The sequence below is a fragment of the Denitratisoma sp. DHT3 genome, from assembly GCF_007833355.1.
In the GTDB taxonomy this organism is placed as follows: Bacteria; Pseudomonadota; Gammaproteobacteria; order Burkholderiales; family Rhodocyclaceae; genus Denitratisoma.
On record NZ_CP020914.1, the window covers coordinates 725,870 to 739,034 of the forward strand.

General features: G+C 66.0%; 11 protein-coding genes and 1 pseudogene. 8 read left to right on the forward strand and 4 right to left on the reverse strand.

Going from position 1 to position 13,165, the window contains the following annotated elements; translation table 11 throughout:
• The first annotated feature begins 102 nt into the window (after nucleotides 1-102).
• Nucleotides 103-756 carry a protein phosphatase CheZ gene (locus tag B9N43_RS03240; protein WP_145840895.1) on the forward strand — a complete coding sequence of 218 codons (654 nt, stop codon included), beginning with the start codon at nucleotides 103-105 and terminating at the stop codon, nucleotides 754-756.
• A gap of 38 nt (nucleotides 757-794) precedes the next feature.
• Entirely contained in the window at nucleotides 795-3,464 is a 2,670-nt protein-coding gene (gene ppdK / locus B9N43_RS03245) for a pyruvate, phosphate dikinase (RefSeq protein WP_145840896.1), read from the forward strand.
• 39 nt (nucleotides 3,465-3,503) lie between these two features.
• Here ppdK and B9N43_RS03250 read toward each other — a convergent pair whose 3' ends face one another.
• Nucleotides 3,504-4,976 carry an adenylate/guanylate cyclase domain-containing protein gene (locus tag B9N43_RS03250; RefSeq protein ID WP_145840897.1) on the reverse strand — a complete coding sequence of 491 codons (1,473 nt, stop codon included), beginning with the start codon at nucleotides 4,974-4,976 and terminating at the stop codon, nucleotides 3,504-3,506.
• A gap of 210 nt (nucleotides 4,977-5,186) precedes the next feature.
• Between B9N43_RS03250 and tadA the strand changes: the two genes are divergently transcribed.
• The 3 genes and pseudogenes from tadA to B9N43_RS17330 all read left to right on the forward strand — a co-directional run bounded on the left by tadA (nucleotide 5,187) and on the right by B9N43_RS17330 (nucleotide 6,548).
• Nucleotides 5,187-5,633 carry a tRNA adenosine(34) deaminase TadA gene (tadA, locus tag B9N43_RS03255; RefSeq protein ID WP_145840898.1) on the forward strand — a complete coding sequence of 149 codons (447 nt, stop codon included), beginning with the start codon at nucleotides 5,187-5,189 and terminating at the stop codon, nucleotides 5,631-5,633.
• Nucleotides 5,634-6,110: pseudogene (locus B9N43_RS17490) on the forward strand (L,D-transpeptidase family protein); the annotation flags it as partial.
• Between the two features lie 69 nt (nucleotides 6,111-6,179).
• Nucleotides 6,180-6,548 carry a GNAT family N-acetyltransferase gene (locus B9N43_RS17330; RefSeq protein ID WP_261379434.1) on the forward strand — a complete coding sequence of 123 codons (369 nt, stop codon included), beginning with the start codon at nucleotides 6,180-6,182 and terminating at the stop codon, nucleotides 6,546-6,548.
• A 21-nt stretch (nucleotides 6,549-6,569) separates the two neighbouring features.
• On the opposite strand, the gene B9N43_RS03265 is transcribed toward B9N43_RS17330, so the two are convergent.
• The 3 genes from B9N43_RS03265 to earP all read right to left on the reverse strand — a co-directional run bounded on the left by B9N43_RS03265 (nucleotide 6,570) and on the right by earP (nucleotide 9,949).
• Complete coding sequence (locus B9N43_RS03265) at nucleotides 6,570-8,111, reverse strand: DHA2 family efflux MFS transporter permease subunit (RefSeq protein ID WP_145840899.1); 1,542 nt, start codon at nucleotides 8,109-8,111, stop codon at nucleotides 6,570-6,572.
• Between the two features lie 92 nt (nucleotides 8,112-8,203).
• Nucleotides 8,204-8,761, reverse strand: coding sequence for an elongation factor P (efp, locus tag B9N43_RS03270; protein ID WP_145840900.1), 558 nt, complete (start codon nucleotides 8,759-8,761; stop codon nucleotides 8,204-8,206).
• A 39-nt stretch (nucleotides 8,762-8,800) separates the two neighbouring features.
• On the reverse strand, nucleotides 8,801-9,949 hold the full coding sequence (gene earP / locus B9N43_RS03275; RefSeq protein ID WP_145840901.1) for an elongation factor P maturation arginine rhamnosyltransferase EarP: 1,149 nt from the start codon (nucleotides 9,947-9,949) through the stop codon (nucleotides 8,801-8,803).
• 129 nt (nucleotides 9,950-10,078) lie between these two features.
• Here earP and B9N43_RS03280 point away from each other — a divergent pair, with 129 nt between their 5' ends.
• From B9N43_RS03280 to pgsA, 3 genes are read left to right on the forward strand one after another with little or no spacing between them, the layout of a single operon-like run.
• Nucleotides 10,079-10,708 (forward strand): uracil-DNA glycosylase, encoded by a 630-nt coding sequence (locus tag B9N43_RS03280; RefSeq protein ID WP_145840902.1) that lies wholly within the window; start codon nucleotides 10,079-10,081, stop codon nucleotides 10,706-10,708.
• Nucleotides 10,701-12,518: an excinuclease ABC subunit UvrC gene (uvrC, locus tag B9N43_RS03285; protein ID WP_145840903.1), complete on the forward strand. Its 1,818-nt coding sequence runs from the start codon at nucleotides 10,701-10,703 to the stop codon at nucleotides 12,516-12,518. The genes B9N43_RS03280 and uvrC overlap by 8 nt, the downstream gene beginning before the upstream one ends.
• Nucleotides 12,519-12,545: 27 nt before the next feature.
• The gene (gene pgsA, locus B9N43_RS03290) at nucleotides 12,546-13,118 is read left to right on the forward strand and encodes a CDP-diacylglycerol--glycerol-3-phosphate 3-phosphatidyltransferase (RefSeq protein WP_145840904.1); all 573 of its coding nucleotides are present in this window, start codon (nucleotides 12,546-12,548) and stop codon (nucleotides 13,116-13,118) included.
• The last annotated feature ends 47 nt before the right edge of the window (nucleotides 13,119-13,165 follow it).

The following is a 13,165-nucleotide window of genomic DNA, read 5'->3' on the forward strand; positions in this document are numbered from 1 at the left end:
CGGGATGCGTTCTCGCCGAGGAGAGGCTGTCGTCATGACGTGAAGCGGACTCTCTGCTAACCTCCCGACCAAGACAAACGGCAGACGCCAAGGGAGCAAATAATGAAAAAGGCAGCAGGCAAGACCCCCGTCAAATCATCCGCCAGGTCGGCAACCGTCCGGACGGCGGCAAAACCCAAGGGGGGCGGCGCGCCGGCGGCGCGCAAGACCGCTGCGAAACCGAATGCCGGGACCCGCGCGGCGAGCAGGGGTTCCGTGTCCGGGACGGCCGCCAAGGCGAAGGCGCCTGCCGCCGCGCCGGCGCGCAAGACGGGGGCGACCGGCGACGTGTTGAAGGAGTTGAAGTCCCTGGCGAAGGAATTGAGCCGTACCGCCAAGGGACTGGGCACGAAGTCCGGGGCGAGCAATCCGGCGGCGGTCGCCAATATCCTGGGCAATGTGGAACGCATGACCGCGGATGCCGCCACCAGGTCGCTGCAGGAAGCGGAGGCCGCCAAGCACCAGTTGACCGCGGCCCGCGACTCCCTGGGCAAGGACTGGAGCCGCAAGGAACTGGAGGCCGCGTTGCGTTCCACCAGCGACCATCTGACCAACATCATCGTCGCGCAGGAGTTCCAGGATCTGGCCGGGCAGGCCATCCGCAAGGCGATGAAGGCCCTGGTGGGGGCGATCATCGTCGTCGAGGGCAATGCCGCCGATGACGGACGGCTCTCCCAGTCCGAGGTGGACAAGCTGCTGGACGTGCTGAACAAATAGGCCGGTGCGGTTTCCGGCCTTGCTGAGGAGGGAAAGCGATGCATAGGCCATACGTGTTCGCCTTCGAGGAAGGCGACGGCAAGAACAAGATGCTGCTGGGCGGCAAGGGCGCCAATCTGTGCGAGATGACGCAGATCGGCCTCAACGTGCCGCCCGGCTTCGTCATCAGCACCGAGGCCTGCCTCGCCTATCTGGGCCACAACCGCCTGCCCGAGCACTTGATGGACGACGTGCGCCGGCACTTGGCGGCGGTGGAGCGGAAGACCGGCAAGGTCTTCGGCGGCGCCGAGAATCCGCTGCTGGTTTCGGTGCGCTCCGGTTCCGCGATGTCCATGCCGGGCATGATGGACACCATCCTCAACCTGGGGCTCAACCCGACCACGCTGCGGGGATTGATCCGCCTCACCGGCAATCCGCGCTTCGCCTACGACGCTTATCGGCGCTTCATCCAGCTCTACGGCAAGATCGCGCTCGGCGTCGCCGACGAGCATTTCGACGCCGCCATGGCGGCACTGAAGCAGCGCGTCGGCGCGGCCCAGGATGTGGACCTGGGGGCGGAGCAGCTCAAGGAACTGGCCGATGAGTTCGCCGCCATCGTCCTGCGGGAGACGGGCAGCCCCTTTCCCGAGGACCCCTACCAGCAGCTTGAGATCGCCATCGGCGCGGTATTCCGCTCCTGGAACGGCAAGCGGGCGGTGGATTACCGGCGCCAGTTCAAGATCACCAAGGAGATGGCCAACGGCACGGCGGTGAACGTCGTCACCATGGTGTTCGGCAACATGGGCAACGATTCCGGTACCGGCGTGGGTTTCACCCGCAATCCGGGCACCGGCGAGAACGTCATCTACGGCGAGTATCTGGTGAATGCGCAGGGCGAGGACGTCGTGGCCGGCATCAGGACGCCCAAACCCATCGCCGAGATGGCTGGGGAAATGCCGGAACTGCACCGGCAGTTGATCGAGCTCAGGAATCGCCTGGAGGCCCATTACCGGGAGGTGCAGGATTTCGAATTCACCATCGAGCGGGGCACGCTCTACTGCCTGCAGACCCGCAACGGCAAGATGAACGCGCGGGCCACCGTGGCGACCTCGGTGGACATGGCCGACAGCGGCCTGCTGAGCCGCGACGAGGCGCTGCTGCGGGTGAATCCGCAGTTGCTGGAGCAGTTGATGGTGCCCCAGCTGGCGCCCGCCGCCCACAGCGAGGCGCTGGCCCAGGGGCTGCCGGCCTCGCCCGGCGCCGCGTCCGGCCGCATCGTGTTCGATGCCGACAGCGCCGAGGCGCGCGGCAATGCCGGGGAGAGGATCATCCTGGTGCGGGAGGAGACCAAGCCCGAGGACATCCACGGCTTTTTCGCCGCCCAGGGCATCCTCACCAGCCGCGGCGGCAAGACCTCCCACGCCGCGGTGGTGGCCCGGGGCATGGGCAAGCCCTGCGTTTCAGGCTGCGCCGCGATCGTCATCGATCATCACGCGCGCCACGCCCGCATCGGCGGCGTGGAGCTGGCCGAAGGGGACGTGATCACCATCGACGGCAGCACCGGCAACGTCTATGCGGGCCAGATCCCGACCCGGGAGCCGGAGTTCTTTCCGGAGCTGATCCGGCTGCTGAGCTGGGCCGACGACGTGGCCCGGCTCAAGGTGCGGGCCAACGCCGACACGGCCGACGCCGCGGCCAAGGCCCGCAAATACGGCGCCCAGGGCATCGGCCTGGCGCGCACCGAGCGGATGTTCAACGATTCGGATCGGCTGCCCATCGTCCAGGAGATGATCCTGGCCGACACGCCGGAAACGCGCCAGGCGGCGCTGGACCGGTTGCTGCCGATCCAGCGCGCCGACTTCCGTGCCATCTTTTGCGAGATGTCCGGCCTGCCGGTGACGGTGCGGCTGCTGGATCCGCCGCTGCACGAGTTCCTGCCCAGCGAGAAGCAACTCCAGTTCGATCTGGGCCGCTTGCGGGAAAGCGGCGACAAGGCGGAATGCGCGCGCCATGAGGCGATGCTGGAGCGGGTGCGGCAACTGGCCGAGGTGAATCCGATGCTGGGGCATCGGGGCGTGCGCCTGGGGCTGACCCACCCCGAGATCTACGCCATGCAGATCCGCGCCCTGCTGGAGGCGGCCGCCGAGTGCATCCGGGACGGCGTGCCGGTGGAACCGGAGATCATGGTGCCGCAGGTGGCGGCGGTGGAAGAGCTGGCGCGGGTCAGGAAGCAGGTGGAGACGATCCATCAGGAAGTGGAGGCGGCCACCGGCATCGCGGTGGACTACCACTTCGGCACCATGATGGAAGTGGTGCGGGCCTGCCTGCGCGCCGAGGACATGGCCGGCGTGGCGGAGTTCTTCTCCTTCGGCACCAACGATCTGACCCAGGCCACTTTTTCCTTCTCGCGCGAGGATGCGGAAAACAAGTTCCTGCCGTTCTACGTGGAGCAGGGTCTGTTGCCGGAGAACCCGTTCGAGGCGCTGGACGTCAAGGGCGTCGGCCGCCTGATGGGTATGGCGGTGGAGTGGGGGAGGCAGGCGCGTCCGGGTCTGCACGTCGGCATCTGCGGCGAGCATGGCGGTCATCCGGAATCCATCGCCCTGTGCCACCGCATCGGCCTGGACTACGTGTCCTGTTCGGCGCCGCGGGTGCCGATCGCCCGGCTGGCCGCGGCCCAGGCGCGGCTGAAGGACAAGCCGGGCGGCGGCCACCGCAGCGACGCCTGATTCGACTGGCGGGACGCGGCGGTTCTACGGGGACAGGTTCTACAGGGGCGTATTGACGATCTCGGTAACGGCCAGCGTGGCGATGTCGCTGAGCTTTTCGGTCCGGGCGCCATTCTGCTCCAGCAGCGACGACACCATGCAGAAGCTGGTGGGGACGAAGATGTCGCGGCCATCGGCGGTCCTGCGTCGCACCCCATAACGGATTTTCTGCCGATCCTCGCTGGAAATCTTGCCGATCAGGCTCTTGGTGGCCCAAATGGCGCCGTGGCGGGCCAGGTCGGAGATCCGCGCCGCCTGATTGATGGTGTCGCCGAGGACCACGAATTCGATGCTGGTCGGCGTCTGGAAGGTGCCCAGCCATTCCTGGCCTTCGGTGATGCCGATGTTCAAGTACAACTCGTTGAGCCAGTTCTTGCGCAACTGCCAGGCCTTGCTGAGTTTTTGCATCTCCTGGCCGATTTCCTGGGCGCAGGCGATGGCGTTGGACAGATAGTCGCTGTCGGGCTGGGGAAAGAAATAGTAGACCAGGCCATCGCCCACATGCTTGCCGCAGGTGGCGCGGTACTTGCGGAAGATGGGGCCCATGGCGGTCCAGATTTCGTTGATCAGCTCGAAATATTCCTCGGGAGGCAGTTCCGAGCATATTTTGACCGAGCCTTGCAGGTCCGCCACCACCACCGCCAGCGGGGTGAGCACCGGCAGGCGGCGCTGGAGCAGGCCGCGTATCACTTCGTCGCGTCGGGAGAGGAATTCGAGCAGGGAGTCATGCTGCGAATGATCCGGCACGTAAACGATGAAAATGCCTTCCCGGAAAAAGGAGGCATAGACCTTGTAACGCTGCTGCCTCCCGGCCGCGTCCGCCAGGCTGATGGAGGCCTCGGCGACAGGCCTGACGGAGATGTCGTCGATTTGCTGGAGGCGCTGCTGCAATTGATTGGACAGTTCAATCGGTATGCCTTGACTGAGTTGGACCACCCCTCTGGGCGACAACCGGCCCTTGGCCAGTCCCAGATGGAAATCCAGCAAGTCCCGCCAGTCGTCCCAGCAGCCCCGCGCTGCCAGGAGCCGGAACAGGCCCCGCTCCTCGCTGGTTGCGGGAAGGGAGGCGAGCCCGGCGAACAGTTGGGTCCGGGCGTGCTCGTTGAGCCAGGTCAGTTCGAAGTTGGGGCTCAACATGTAGGCCGGATGCGGCAGCTCGTCCAACGTGACCTTGATGCCGGGAGAGACGGGGATCGGCGCTGAGCTTGCGCTCGGCGCCGGGGCCTCGCTGCTGGCGACCTCGGAGTGCAGTTGGGAGGCGATATTGACCATGCTGACCCCTTCCTGTTTCAGCTTCTGGATATGACGTACCCGTTCGATGGTGCTTTCGGGGAAGAATCCCAATTGGCGCGGTCCACGCGCGGCGCCCGGGTTCATCACGACCGGTCTGGATACCAATCCCTGGGCGATGTAGTTGTTGAGTGTCGCCCTCGAGATTCCGGTCGCATCCAGTATTTCCTTGCTGGAAAGCATGTCGCCCCTTTATTCCCTTTATTCCCTTTATTCTTGCGTCCTGGGAAAGCTTTTTATTGGACAGTCCATGTGTATATTTAATCTGTCCAGATGATTTGTCAAGAGGAAATTGGGACATGTCATAATGCATTGATATTTCCGTAATATCTGCGGGCTCCGGACGGAGCGGGCAATCGAGATCGACGAGGGAACGGTAGAGTGCAGCAATTCATGGAAGCCGCTTTGGCGCTGGCGCGGGAGGCGGGGAGTCTGGGCGAGGTACCGGTGGGGGCGGTTGTGGTGCGGGACGGCGAGATCGTCGGCCGCGGCTGCAACCAGCCCATCGGTCGCGACGACCCCACCGCGCACGCGGAGATCGTGGCCCTGCGCGACGCGGCCCGGAATCTGGGCAATTACCGCCTGCCGGGCTGTGAGCTGTACGTGACGCTGGAGCCCTGTGCGATGTGCGCCGGAGCCATCATGCACGCCCGGATCGCGCGGGTGGTATTCGGTGCCCGCGATCCCAAGACCGGCGTGGCGGGCAGCGTGATCGACCTGTTCGGCGAGGCCCGGCTCAATCACCATGCACAGGTCGAGGGTGGAATGATGGCCGAGGAATGCAGCGCGCTGCTGTCCAGTTTTTTTGCCGCCCGGCGCCACAAATCCCTGGTGGTCTAGATGAGAATCAGAATTAGCATTCCATCACAACAGATTGAAATTTATGATGATAGCGGCCTTCTTTCAAGGCGCTACCTGATCTCCACCGCGAAGAATGGCGCTGGCGAGCAGCGGGGAAGCTATCGGACGCCGCGTGGCCGGCACCTGATCCGGGCCAAGATCGGCGGCGGCCAGCCGGAGAACACGGTCTTCGTGGGGCGGCGCCCGACCGGAGAAATCTGGACGCCGCAACTGGCGGCCGCCCATCCCGGTCGGGACTGGATGCTGACCCGGATTCTCTGGCTCTCCGGGCGGGAGCCGGGGTTCAATCGCCTGGGCGAGGTGGATACCATGCGCCGCTACATCTATCTCCACGGCAGTCCGGACACGGTGGAGATGGGGCAGCCGGGTTCCATCGGCTGCGTGCGCATGCGCAACCGCGACATCGTCGAACTGTTCGACCTGGTGCCGCCGTACACGCCGGTGGATATCGTCGAATTCCGGGTGCAGGACGGCGGTTGGGACGATCTGGCGGAGGGCGCCAGATCGGCGCGGGAAGCGGTCTTCGTGCGCGAGCAGGGGATCGCCGCGGCCGAGGAATGGGATCGTTTCGACGCCGCCGCGCATCATGCGGTGGCCTACGGGCCGGCGGGGGAACCCATCGGCACCGGGCGCCTGCTGGACGATGGACGCATCGGCAGAATGGCGGTATTGGCGCCCTGGCGCGGCAAGGGTGTGGGGAGCGCGCTGCTGGATCGTCTGCTCGAGGCGGCCGCGCGGGCCGGCATGGCGAAGGTCCGGCTGCACGCGCGGCAGTCGGCGGCGACGTTCTATCGGCAACAGGGCTTTGTGCAGCAGGGGGAACCGTTCCAGGAGGTGGGAACGTCCCACGTGCTGATGGAGCGCCGCCTGGCACCGCCGGGCGACCGCGCCTAGCCGCGCCCCTATTCCAGCCAGCTATTCCACCACCGGCGGCGGGCTGCCGGGGTGCCCGAAGGGTGGGCGGGCCTGCCAGACCAGCAGGATCAGGCCGAAGAAGATCCATCCCGCGATCCAGAAGGTGTCGTTGACGGCCATCGTCATGGCTTCGCGGCTGAGCAGCCTTTCCACCTGGATCATGCCTTGCTGGACCGACAGTCCGAGCGACCCCATCGCGTCCAGCCCCTGGGCGACTGCGGGATTGGCCTGATGCACGGCTTCCGCCAGGCGCTGATGGTGGAAGCTGGTGCGATCGTCCCAGAGCGTCACTGCCAGCGAGGTGCCGAAGCTGCCGGCCAGCACCCGCATGAAGTTCACCAGCCCCATGGCGTTGGGCATGTGGTTCGGGTTGGTGCGCGAGACCAGGATCACCATCATCGGAGTGAAGAAGCCCACCATTCCGAAACCCTGCACCAGACGGGGCAGGGAGATGGACAACAGGTCGACGTTGTCGGCGTAATGGCTTTGCCACCAGAAGGTCATGGTGAAGATCAGAAAACCCAGGGTCACGATCAGCCTCAGGTTCAGCCGGTCCAGATACTTGCCCAGCAGCGGGGTCAGCAATACCGGCAGTATGCCGATCGGCGCCGTGGCGATCCCCGCCCACGTCGAGGTATAGCCCATATTGGTCTGGAGCCAGAGCGGCAGCACCACGACGCCGCCGAGGAAGGTCATGTAGCCCAGGCTGATCACCACCGCGGCCACCAGGTAGTTGCGCTCCCCCAGCAGGCTCAGGTCCACCACCGGATGGCGGTCGGTGAGTTCCCAGACGATCAGGGCGCAGAGCGCAATGGCGGCCACCACCGCCAGGGTCACGATCAGATTGGAGGCGAACCAGTCGAGTTCGTGGCCCTTGTCGAGCAGGATCTGCAGGCTGCCGACGCCGAGGATCAGCAGCCCCAGGCCGACGCCGTCGATGGGCATCCGGGTGGTCTGGCTTTCCCGGTGCCGCAGCAGCGGCCAGCAGACCCCGACGCAGATCAGGCCCACCGGCAGATTGATGTAGAAAATCCAGGACCAGGAAAGCTGCTCGGTGATCCAGCCGCCCAGGAGCGGGCCGACGATCGGGGCCACGGCGATCACCATCATCGAAATCGCCATCGCCAGACCCCGCTTCTGCGGCGGGTAGCACGACATCAGCAGGCTCTGCGCGAGGGGAAACATCGGACCGGCGCAGGCGCCCTGGAGCACGCGGGCCATGACCAGGAACTCAAGGGAATGGGCGAAACCGCACAGCCAGGAGGTCAGGACGAAGCCCAGGGTGGACAGCACGAACATGCGCACTTCGCCGAAGCGGCGCGCCAGCCAGCCGGTGAGCGGCAGCGCGATGGCGTTGGCGACGCCGAAGGAGGTGATGACCCAGGTTCCCTGGGAGGGGCTGACGCCCAGATCGCCGGCGATGGTCGGGACCGAGACGTTGGCGATGGTGGCGTCCAGCACCTGCATGAAGGCGCCAAGGGACACGAAGATCGTGACCAGCAGCAGCGGGAGGCCGGAGAGTGGAGGGCGTTCGTCCATCATGCGTTACGGAAGAGCGGTACAAGTCGTGAGGATACGCGCCCGGATATGAAAAAGGGCGGCCGCGGCCGCCCTTGGACGAGCCGGGAAAGGAATCACTTGACCCGGTTGCGGTACTCGTCGGTGCGCGTGTCGATTTCGATCTTGTCGCCGATGTCCACGAACAGGGGCACGGGCAGCTCGAAGCCGGTGGCGATCTTGGCGGGCTTCATCACCTTGCCGGAAGTGTCGCCCTTGACGGCGGGCTCGGTGTAGGTGACTTCGCGGATCACGGTGGTGGGCAGTTCCACGGAAATGGCCTTGCCGTCGTAGAACACCACTTCGCAGGCCAGGCCGTCTTCCAGGTACTTCAGGGCGTCGGACATGTTCTCGCCTTCCACCTCGTACTGGTTGTAGTCGGCATCCATGAAGACGTAGAGGGGATCGGCGAAGTAGGAGTAGGACACCTCCTTGCGCTCCAACTGGACCACCTCGAACTTGTCGTCGGCCTTGTACACCGTTTCCGAATTGGCGCCGGTGAGCAGGTTCTTGAACTTCATCTTGACGACCGCGGCATTGCGGCCGGACTTGTTGTATTCGGTCTTTTGCACGACGAGGGGGTCGTTGCCCACCATCACGACGTTGCCGGCGCGGAGTTCCTGTGCGGTTTTCATGATCTTGCTAGCCTGGAAAGAGAAGTAAAGCCCGCGATTTTACCTTGATTCCATTGCGAAAGACAGCAGATTGCGTGCCAGATTCCCTTGCCGCTGCAACTGCCCGGACCACCTTCGGCCGTGAGCCCGGACGGACGGCAGCGCGACGCGGAAAGCGGTCCAGGCGGCGCCGGCATCGGCGCCGGACTCCCAGGCCCACCAGAAACGGCGCAAGGCCGTCGTCCAGGATTCCCCGCCGCCCCCCTGATTTCCTCCGAGGCCGGCCAGATAGCGGTCGAGGAAGGCCGCCAGCTTGACTTGGTGGTGATCGTCCGCCTGCGGATAGATGTGCCAGACGAAGGGCTTTTCGGCCCACTGGGCACGGACGAAGGAGTCCTCGCCGCGCACGAAATTCAGGTCGCACAGCCAGAGCAGTTCGTCGTACTCGGGCTGCGGCAGGAAGGGCAGTGGGTGGGCGCTGAGCCGGCCGCGTCGCCACGAAGAGGAACCGAAGAACGCTTGTACCACAGGCGTCAGCCGGCCCTCCGGCACCAGAAGCTCGATGGGCCGCTCATCCGCGGCCCAGGTCTCCAGCAGGTCGGGCAGGGCTGTATTTTCGTAGCCGAAAAGGGATACGGTCAGAGGATTGTCGAGCGCGGCAGGCAGGCCCAGGCGACGGCGCAGGTCCTGCCCGTCGAAGCCGGCGCGGCGCCGGTCGTAATCGGCTTCCCGCAGCAGACCGCCGGTGGCGGAGGTGAAGCCGGGAAAGAAAAAATGCTTGGTCAGCGGCAGGGTGGGGTGGGGCGAGGTCAAGCCATGGCAGCCTTCGACCCAGTCTTCGGCGGAGAGATATTCGAGGTTGATCCAGACCGGCGCCACCGGACGTCGGGCCATCGCCGCGAGATAGGCCGGCGGCAGTTCGCAGGCGAAGGCTTCGATCACCACGGCGGCGACCTCGTCCGCCGCGGCGGCAGACATCGGTGTCGGCCACGGATCGGGCCAGCGCCGGACCGCCACGCCGGCCGCCGTCTGTTCACCCCGCGCCGGATCGATGTCGGGGCAGAGCCGGGCGAAGGGCATCAGGTCGTCCACCCACAGGCGCACGGCGAGCCCATGCTCCGCCGCCAGTTGCCGCGCCAGGCGCCAGCAGACGCCGATGTCGCCGAAGTTGTCGACGACCCGGCAGAAAATGTCCCAGCGCTGTTCCATGGGTCGGTATCATAAGCCGGCCAAGCCGGAACCCAACAGAGGAAGCTTCGATGAGTGGCGGTGCCGATTGGCCGGAAAAACGCAAGAAGGTCCTCCCTCCCGGCCGCCCACGGCCGGCTTTGTAACGCAATGAGTTCACTGCTGACCTGTACCGACTGTCCGCGCCTGGCCGCTTTCCTGGGCCGCGTCGCCGACGAGAATCCCGGCTATCACTGCAAACCGGTGCCGCCTTTCGGCGCGGCGCGGGCGCGCCTGCTGATCGTGGGACTGGCACCCGGTATGCATGGCGCCAACCGCACCGGCCGCCCCTTCACCGGCGATTACGCCGGCATCCTGCTGTACGACACCCTGCACCGCTTCGGCTTCGGCTCGGCGTCCGTCTCTGTGGCGGCCGACGACGGCCTGATCCTGACCGACTGCCGCATCACCAACGCGGTGAAATGCCTGCCGCCCGACAACAAGCCGGAGCCGGCGGAGATCCGCAATTGCAACGGTTATCTGGCCGACGAACTGAGTGCCGCGCCCGAGGTGCGGGTGATCCTGGCGCTGGGCCTGGTGGCGCACAAGGCGGTGCTGATGGCGCTGGGTCTGAAGCAGAGCGCGCGGACCTTCGCCCACGGCGCCCGCCACGAACTGCCCGACGGCCGGGTGCTGATCGACAGCTACCATTGCAGCCGCTACAACACCAACACCGGCCGCCTCACCGAGGCCGGCTTCCACGATGTCTTCCGCCTCATCCGCGCCGAACTCGATGCCTGATCCGGCAGCCGGCGCTCCGTCCTTCGACGCCAAGACCTTCCTGGCCGGCCTGACCGAGGCGCCGGGGGTCTATCGGATGCTGGACGCGCAGGGCCAGGTGCTCTACGTGGGCAAGGCCAAGAACCTGCGGAAGCGTGTCGGCAGCTATTTCCAGAAGACCGGCCACAGTCCCCGCATCAGCCTGATGCTGCAGCAGGTGGCGCAGGTGGAGATCACCGCCACCCGCTCCGAGGCCGAAGCCCTGATCCTGGAAAACACCCTGATCAAGAAGCTGGCGCCGAAGTACAACATTCTGTTCCGCGACGACAAGTCCTATCCCTACATCCGTCTGTCGGGGGACGAGTTTCCACAACTGGCGTTCCATCGGGGCGGCTTCGAGCGCCACTCCCGCTATTTCGGCCCCTTCCCGAGCAGCTTGGCGGTGCGGGAAGGCATCCAGTTGCTGCAAAAGACCTTCCTGCTGCGCACCTGCGAGAACGCCGTCTTCGCCCACCGTTCGCGTCCCTGCCTGATGCACCAGATCAAGCGCTGCAAGGCGCCCTGCGTGGAGTTGGTGTCGGCGGCGGAATACGGCCGCGACGTGAGGATGGCGGAGATGTTCCTGCGCGGCCGCCACGGCGAGGTGATCGAGGGACTGACGCAGCGGATGGAGGCGGCGGCCGAGCAGCTCCAGTTCGAGGCGGCGGCGGCCCTGCGCGACCAGATCCGGGCGTTGCAGGGTGTGCTGCACCGGCAGTACGTCAGCAGCACCCGCGAGGAGGACGTGGATATCCTGGCCGTGGCCAGCCTGCGCGGCGAGCTGTGCATCAATCTGGCGATGGTGCGGGGCGGCCTGCATCTGGGGGACCGGCCCTTCTTCCCCCGCGATGCGGTGGGCGACGCGGACCCGGCGGAGGCCCTGGTGGCCTTCATCTCCCAGCATTACCTGGAGCACCCGCCGCCGGCCCGGCTGGTGGTGGGGTTCGAGGTGGCGGAGGAGTGCGAGGCCGTCTTCGAAGGCAAGAAGGTGGCGGTGTCCCTGCCGCGCAACGAGATGGAGCGCGCCTGGCTGGCGATGGCGGAGAAGAACGCCGAACTGGCCGCCGCATCGCGCAGCCAGGCCAGCGCCCGCACCGGGGAGCGGCTGGAGGCGCTGCGCTCCGCGCTGGAACTGGCGGAGCCGCCGCGGCGCATCGAGTGCTTCGACATCAGTCACACCATGGGCGAGGGCACCGTCGCCTCCTGCGTGGTCTGCATGGACGGGGCGATGAAAAAGTCGGAGTACCGCCGCTTCAACATCGCCGGCATCAAGCCGGGGGACGATTACGCCGCGATGCGACAGGCGCTGGAGCGGCGCTACGGCAAGGTCGCGGCCGGGGAGGGCGTGGCGCCCGACCTGATCCTGATCGACGGCGGCAAGGGCCAGCACCGGATGGCCCGCGAGGTGCTGGAGGAACTGGGGCTCGACCACCTGCTTTCCATTGGCGTCGCCAAAGGCGAGGAAAGGCGGCCGGGACTGGAGACGCTGTTCGTTTCCGGACATCCGGAGCCGCTACAATTGGCGCCCGATCACGCAGGCTTCCATCTGATCCAGGAAATTCGCGACGAGGCGCACCGTTTCGCCGTCGCTGGTCATCGGGCGCGCCGGGCCAAGGCGCGGGGACGTTCCGCCCTGGAGGATGTGGCGGGCATCGGCCCGACCCGGCGGCGCAGGCTGCTGGCCCACTTCGGCGGCCTGGACGGCGTCAAGGCCGCGGCGGTGGAGGATCTTTGCCGCGTGGAGGGGATCAGCCGCAAGCTGGCCGAGGAAATTTACCGACAACTACACTGAACCGAGAGCCGCACGCAAAGACCATCCATGCCATCGAATATCCCGAATCTGCTGACCTGGGCCCGCATTCTCCTGATTCCCCTGTTCGTCGGGGTGTTCTATCTGCCTGCGGATTGGCTGTCGCCGGACGAGGAGAATCTGCTGGCCACGCTGATCTTCATCGTCGCCGCGATCACCGACTGGTTCGACGGCTGGCTGGCGCGCAAGCTGGGGCAGACGTCCGCCTTCGGCGCCTTCCTCGATCCGGTGGCCGACAAGCTGATGGTGGCGGCGGCGCTGGTGCTGCTGGTGAAGCTGGAGCGGGCCGACGCGATCATCGCCTTCATCATCATTGCACGGGAAATCGCCATCTCGGCCCTGCGCGAATGGATGGCCAAGGTGGGCACGTCGCGCAGCGTGGCGGTGTCCTTCATCGGCAAGCTGAAAACCGCGGCGCAGATGATCTCCATCCCGATGCTGCTCCATCACGGCCGGCTGGGAGGATTCGACCTCCAGGCCTGGGGCGGCGTGCTGCTGGACGTGGCGGCCGTGCTGACCCTGTGGTCGATGGCTTACTACCTATGGAAGGCCTGGCCCGACATCTCCGCGCACGGCGGTTGAGCGGGGCAGCCTGAGCTGCAACAGGGGAACCGCCGCTGAGCGTTATC

What these genes read in the sequence shown, in the direction of transcription:
- B9N43_RS03240 (WP_145840895.1), top strand. Translation starts at nt 103, where the DNA reads ATGAAAAAGGCAGCAGGCAAGACCCCCGTCAAATCATCCGCCAGGTCG.
- ppdK (WP_145840896.1), top strand. Translation starts at nt 795, where the DNA reads ATGCATAGGCCATACGTGTTCGCCTTCGAGGAAGGCGACGGCAAGAAC.
- B9N43_RS03250 (WP_145840897.1), bottom strand. Translation starts at nt 4,976, where the DNA reads ATGCTTTCCAGCAAGGAAATACTGGATGCGACCGGAATCTCGAGGGCG.
- tadA (WP_145840898.1), top strand. Translation starts at nt 5,187, where the DNA reads ATGGAAGCCGCTTTGGCGCTGGCGCGGGAGGCGGGGAGTCTGGGCGAG.
- B9N43_RS03265 (WP_145840899.1), bottom strand. Translation starts at nt 8,111, where the DNA reads ATGATGGACGAACGCCCTCCACTCTCCGGCCTCCCGCTGCTGCTGGTC.
- efp (WP_145840900.1), bottom strand. Translation starts at nt 8,761, where the DNA reads ATGAAAACCGCACAGGAACTCCGCGCCGGCAACGTCGTGATGGTGGGC.
- earP (WP_145840901.1), bottom strand. Translation starts at nt 9,949, where the DNA reads ATGGAACAGCGCTGGGACATTTTCTGCCGGGTCGTCGACAACTTCGGC.
- B9N43_RS03280 (WP_145840902.1), top strand. Translation starts at nt 10,079, where the DNA reads ATGAGTTCACTGCTGACCTGTACCGACTGTCCGCGCCTGGCCGCTTTC.
- uvrC (WP_145840903.1), top strand. Translation starts at nt 10,701, where the DNA reads ATGCCTGATCCGGCAGCCGGCGCTCCGTCCTTCGACGCCAAGACCTTC.
- pgsA (WP_145840904.1), top strand. Translation starts at nt 12,546, where the DNA reads ATGCCATCGAATATCCCGAATCTGCTGACCTGGGCCCGCATTCTCCTG.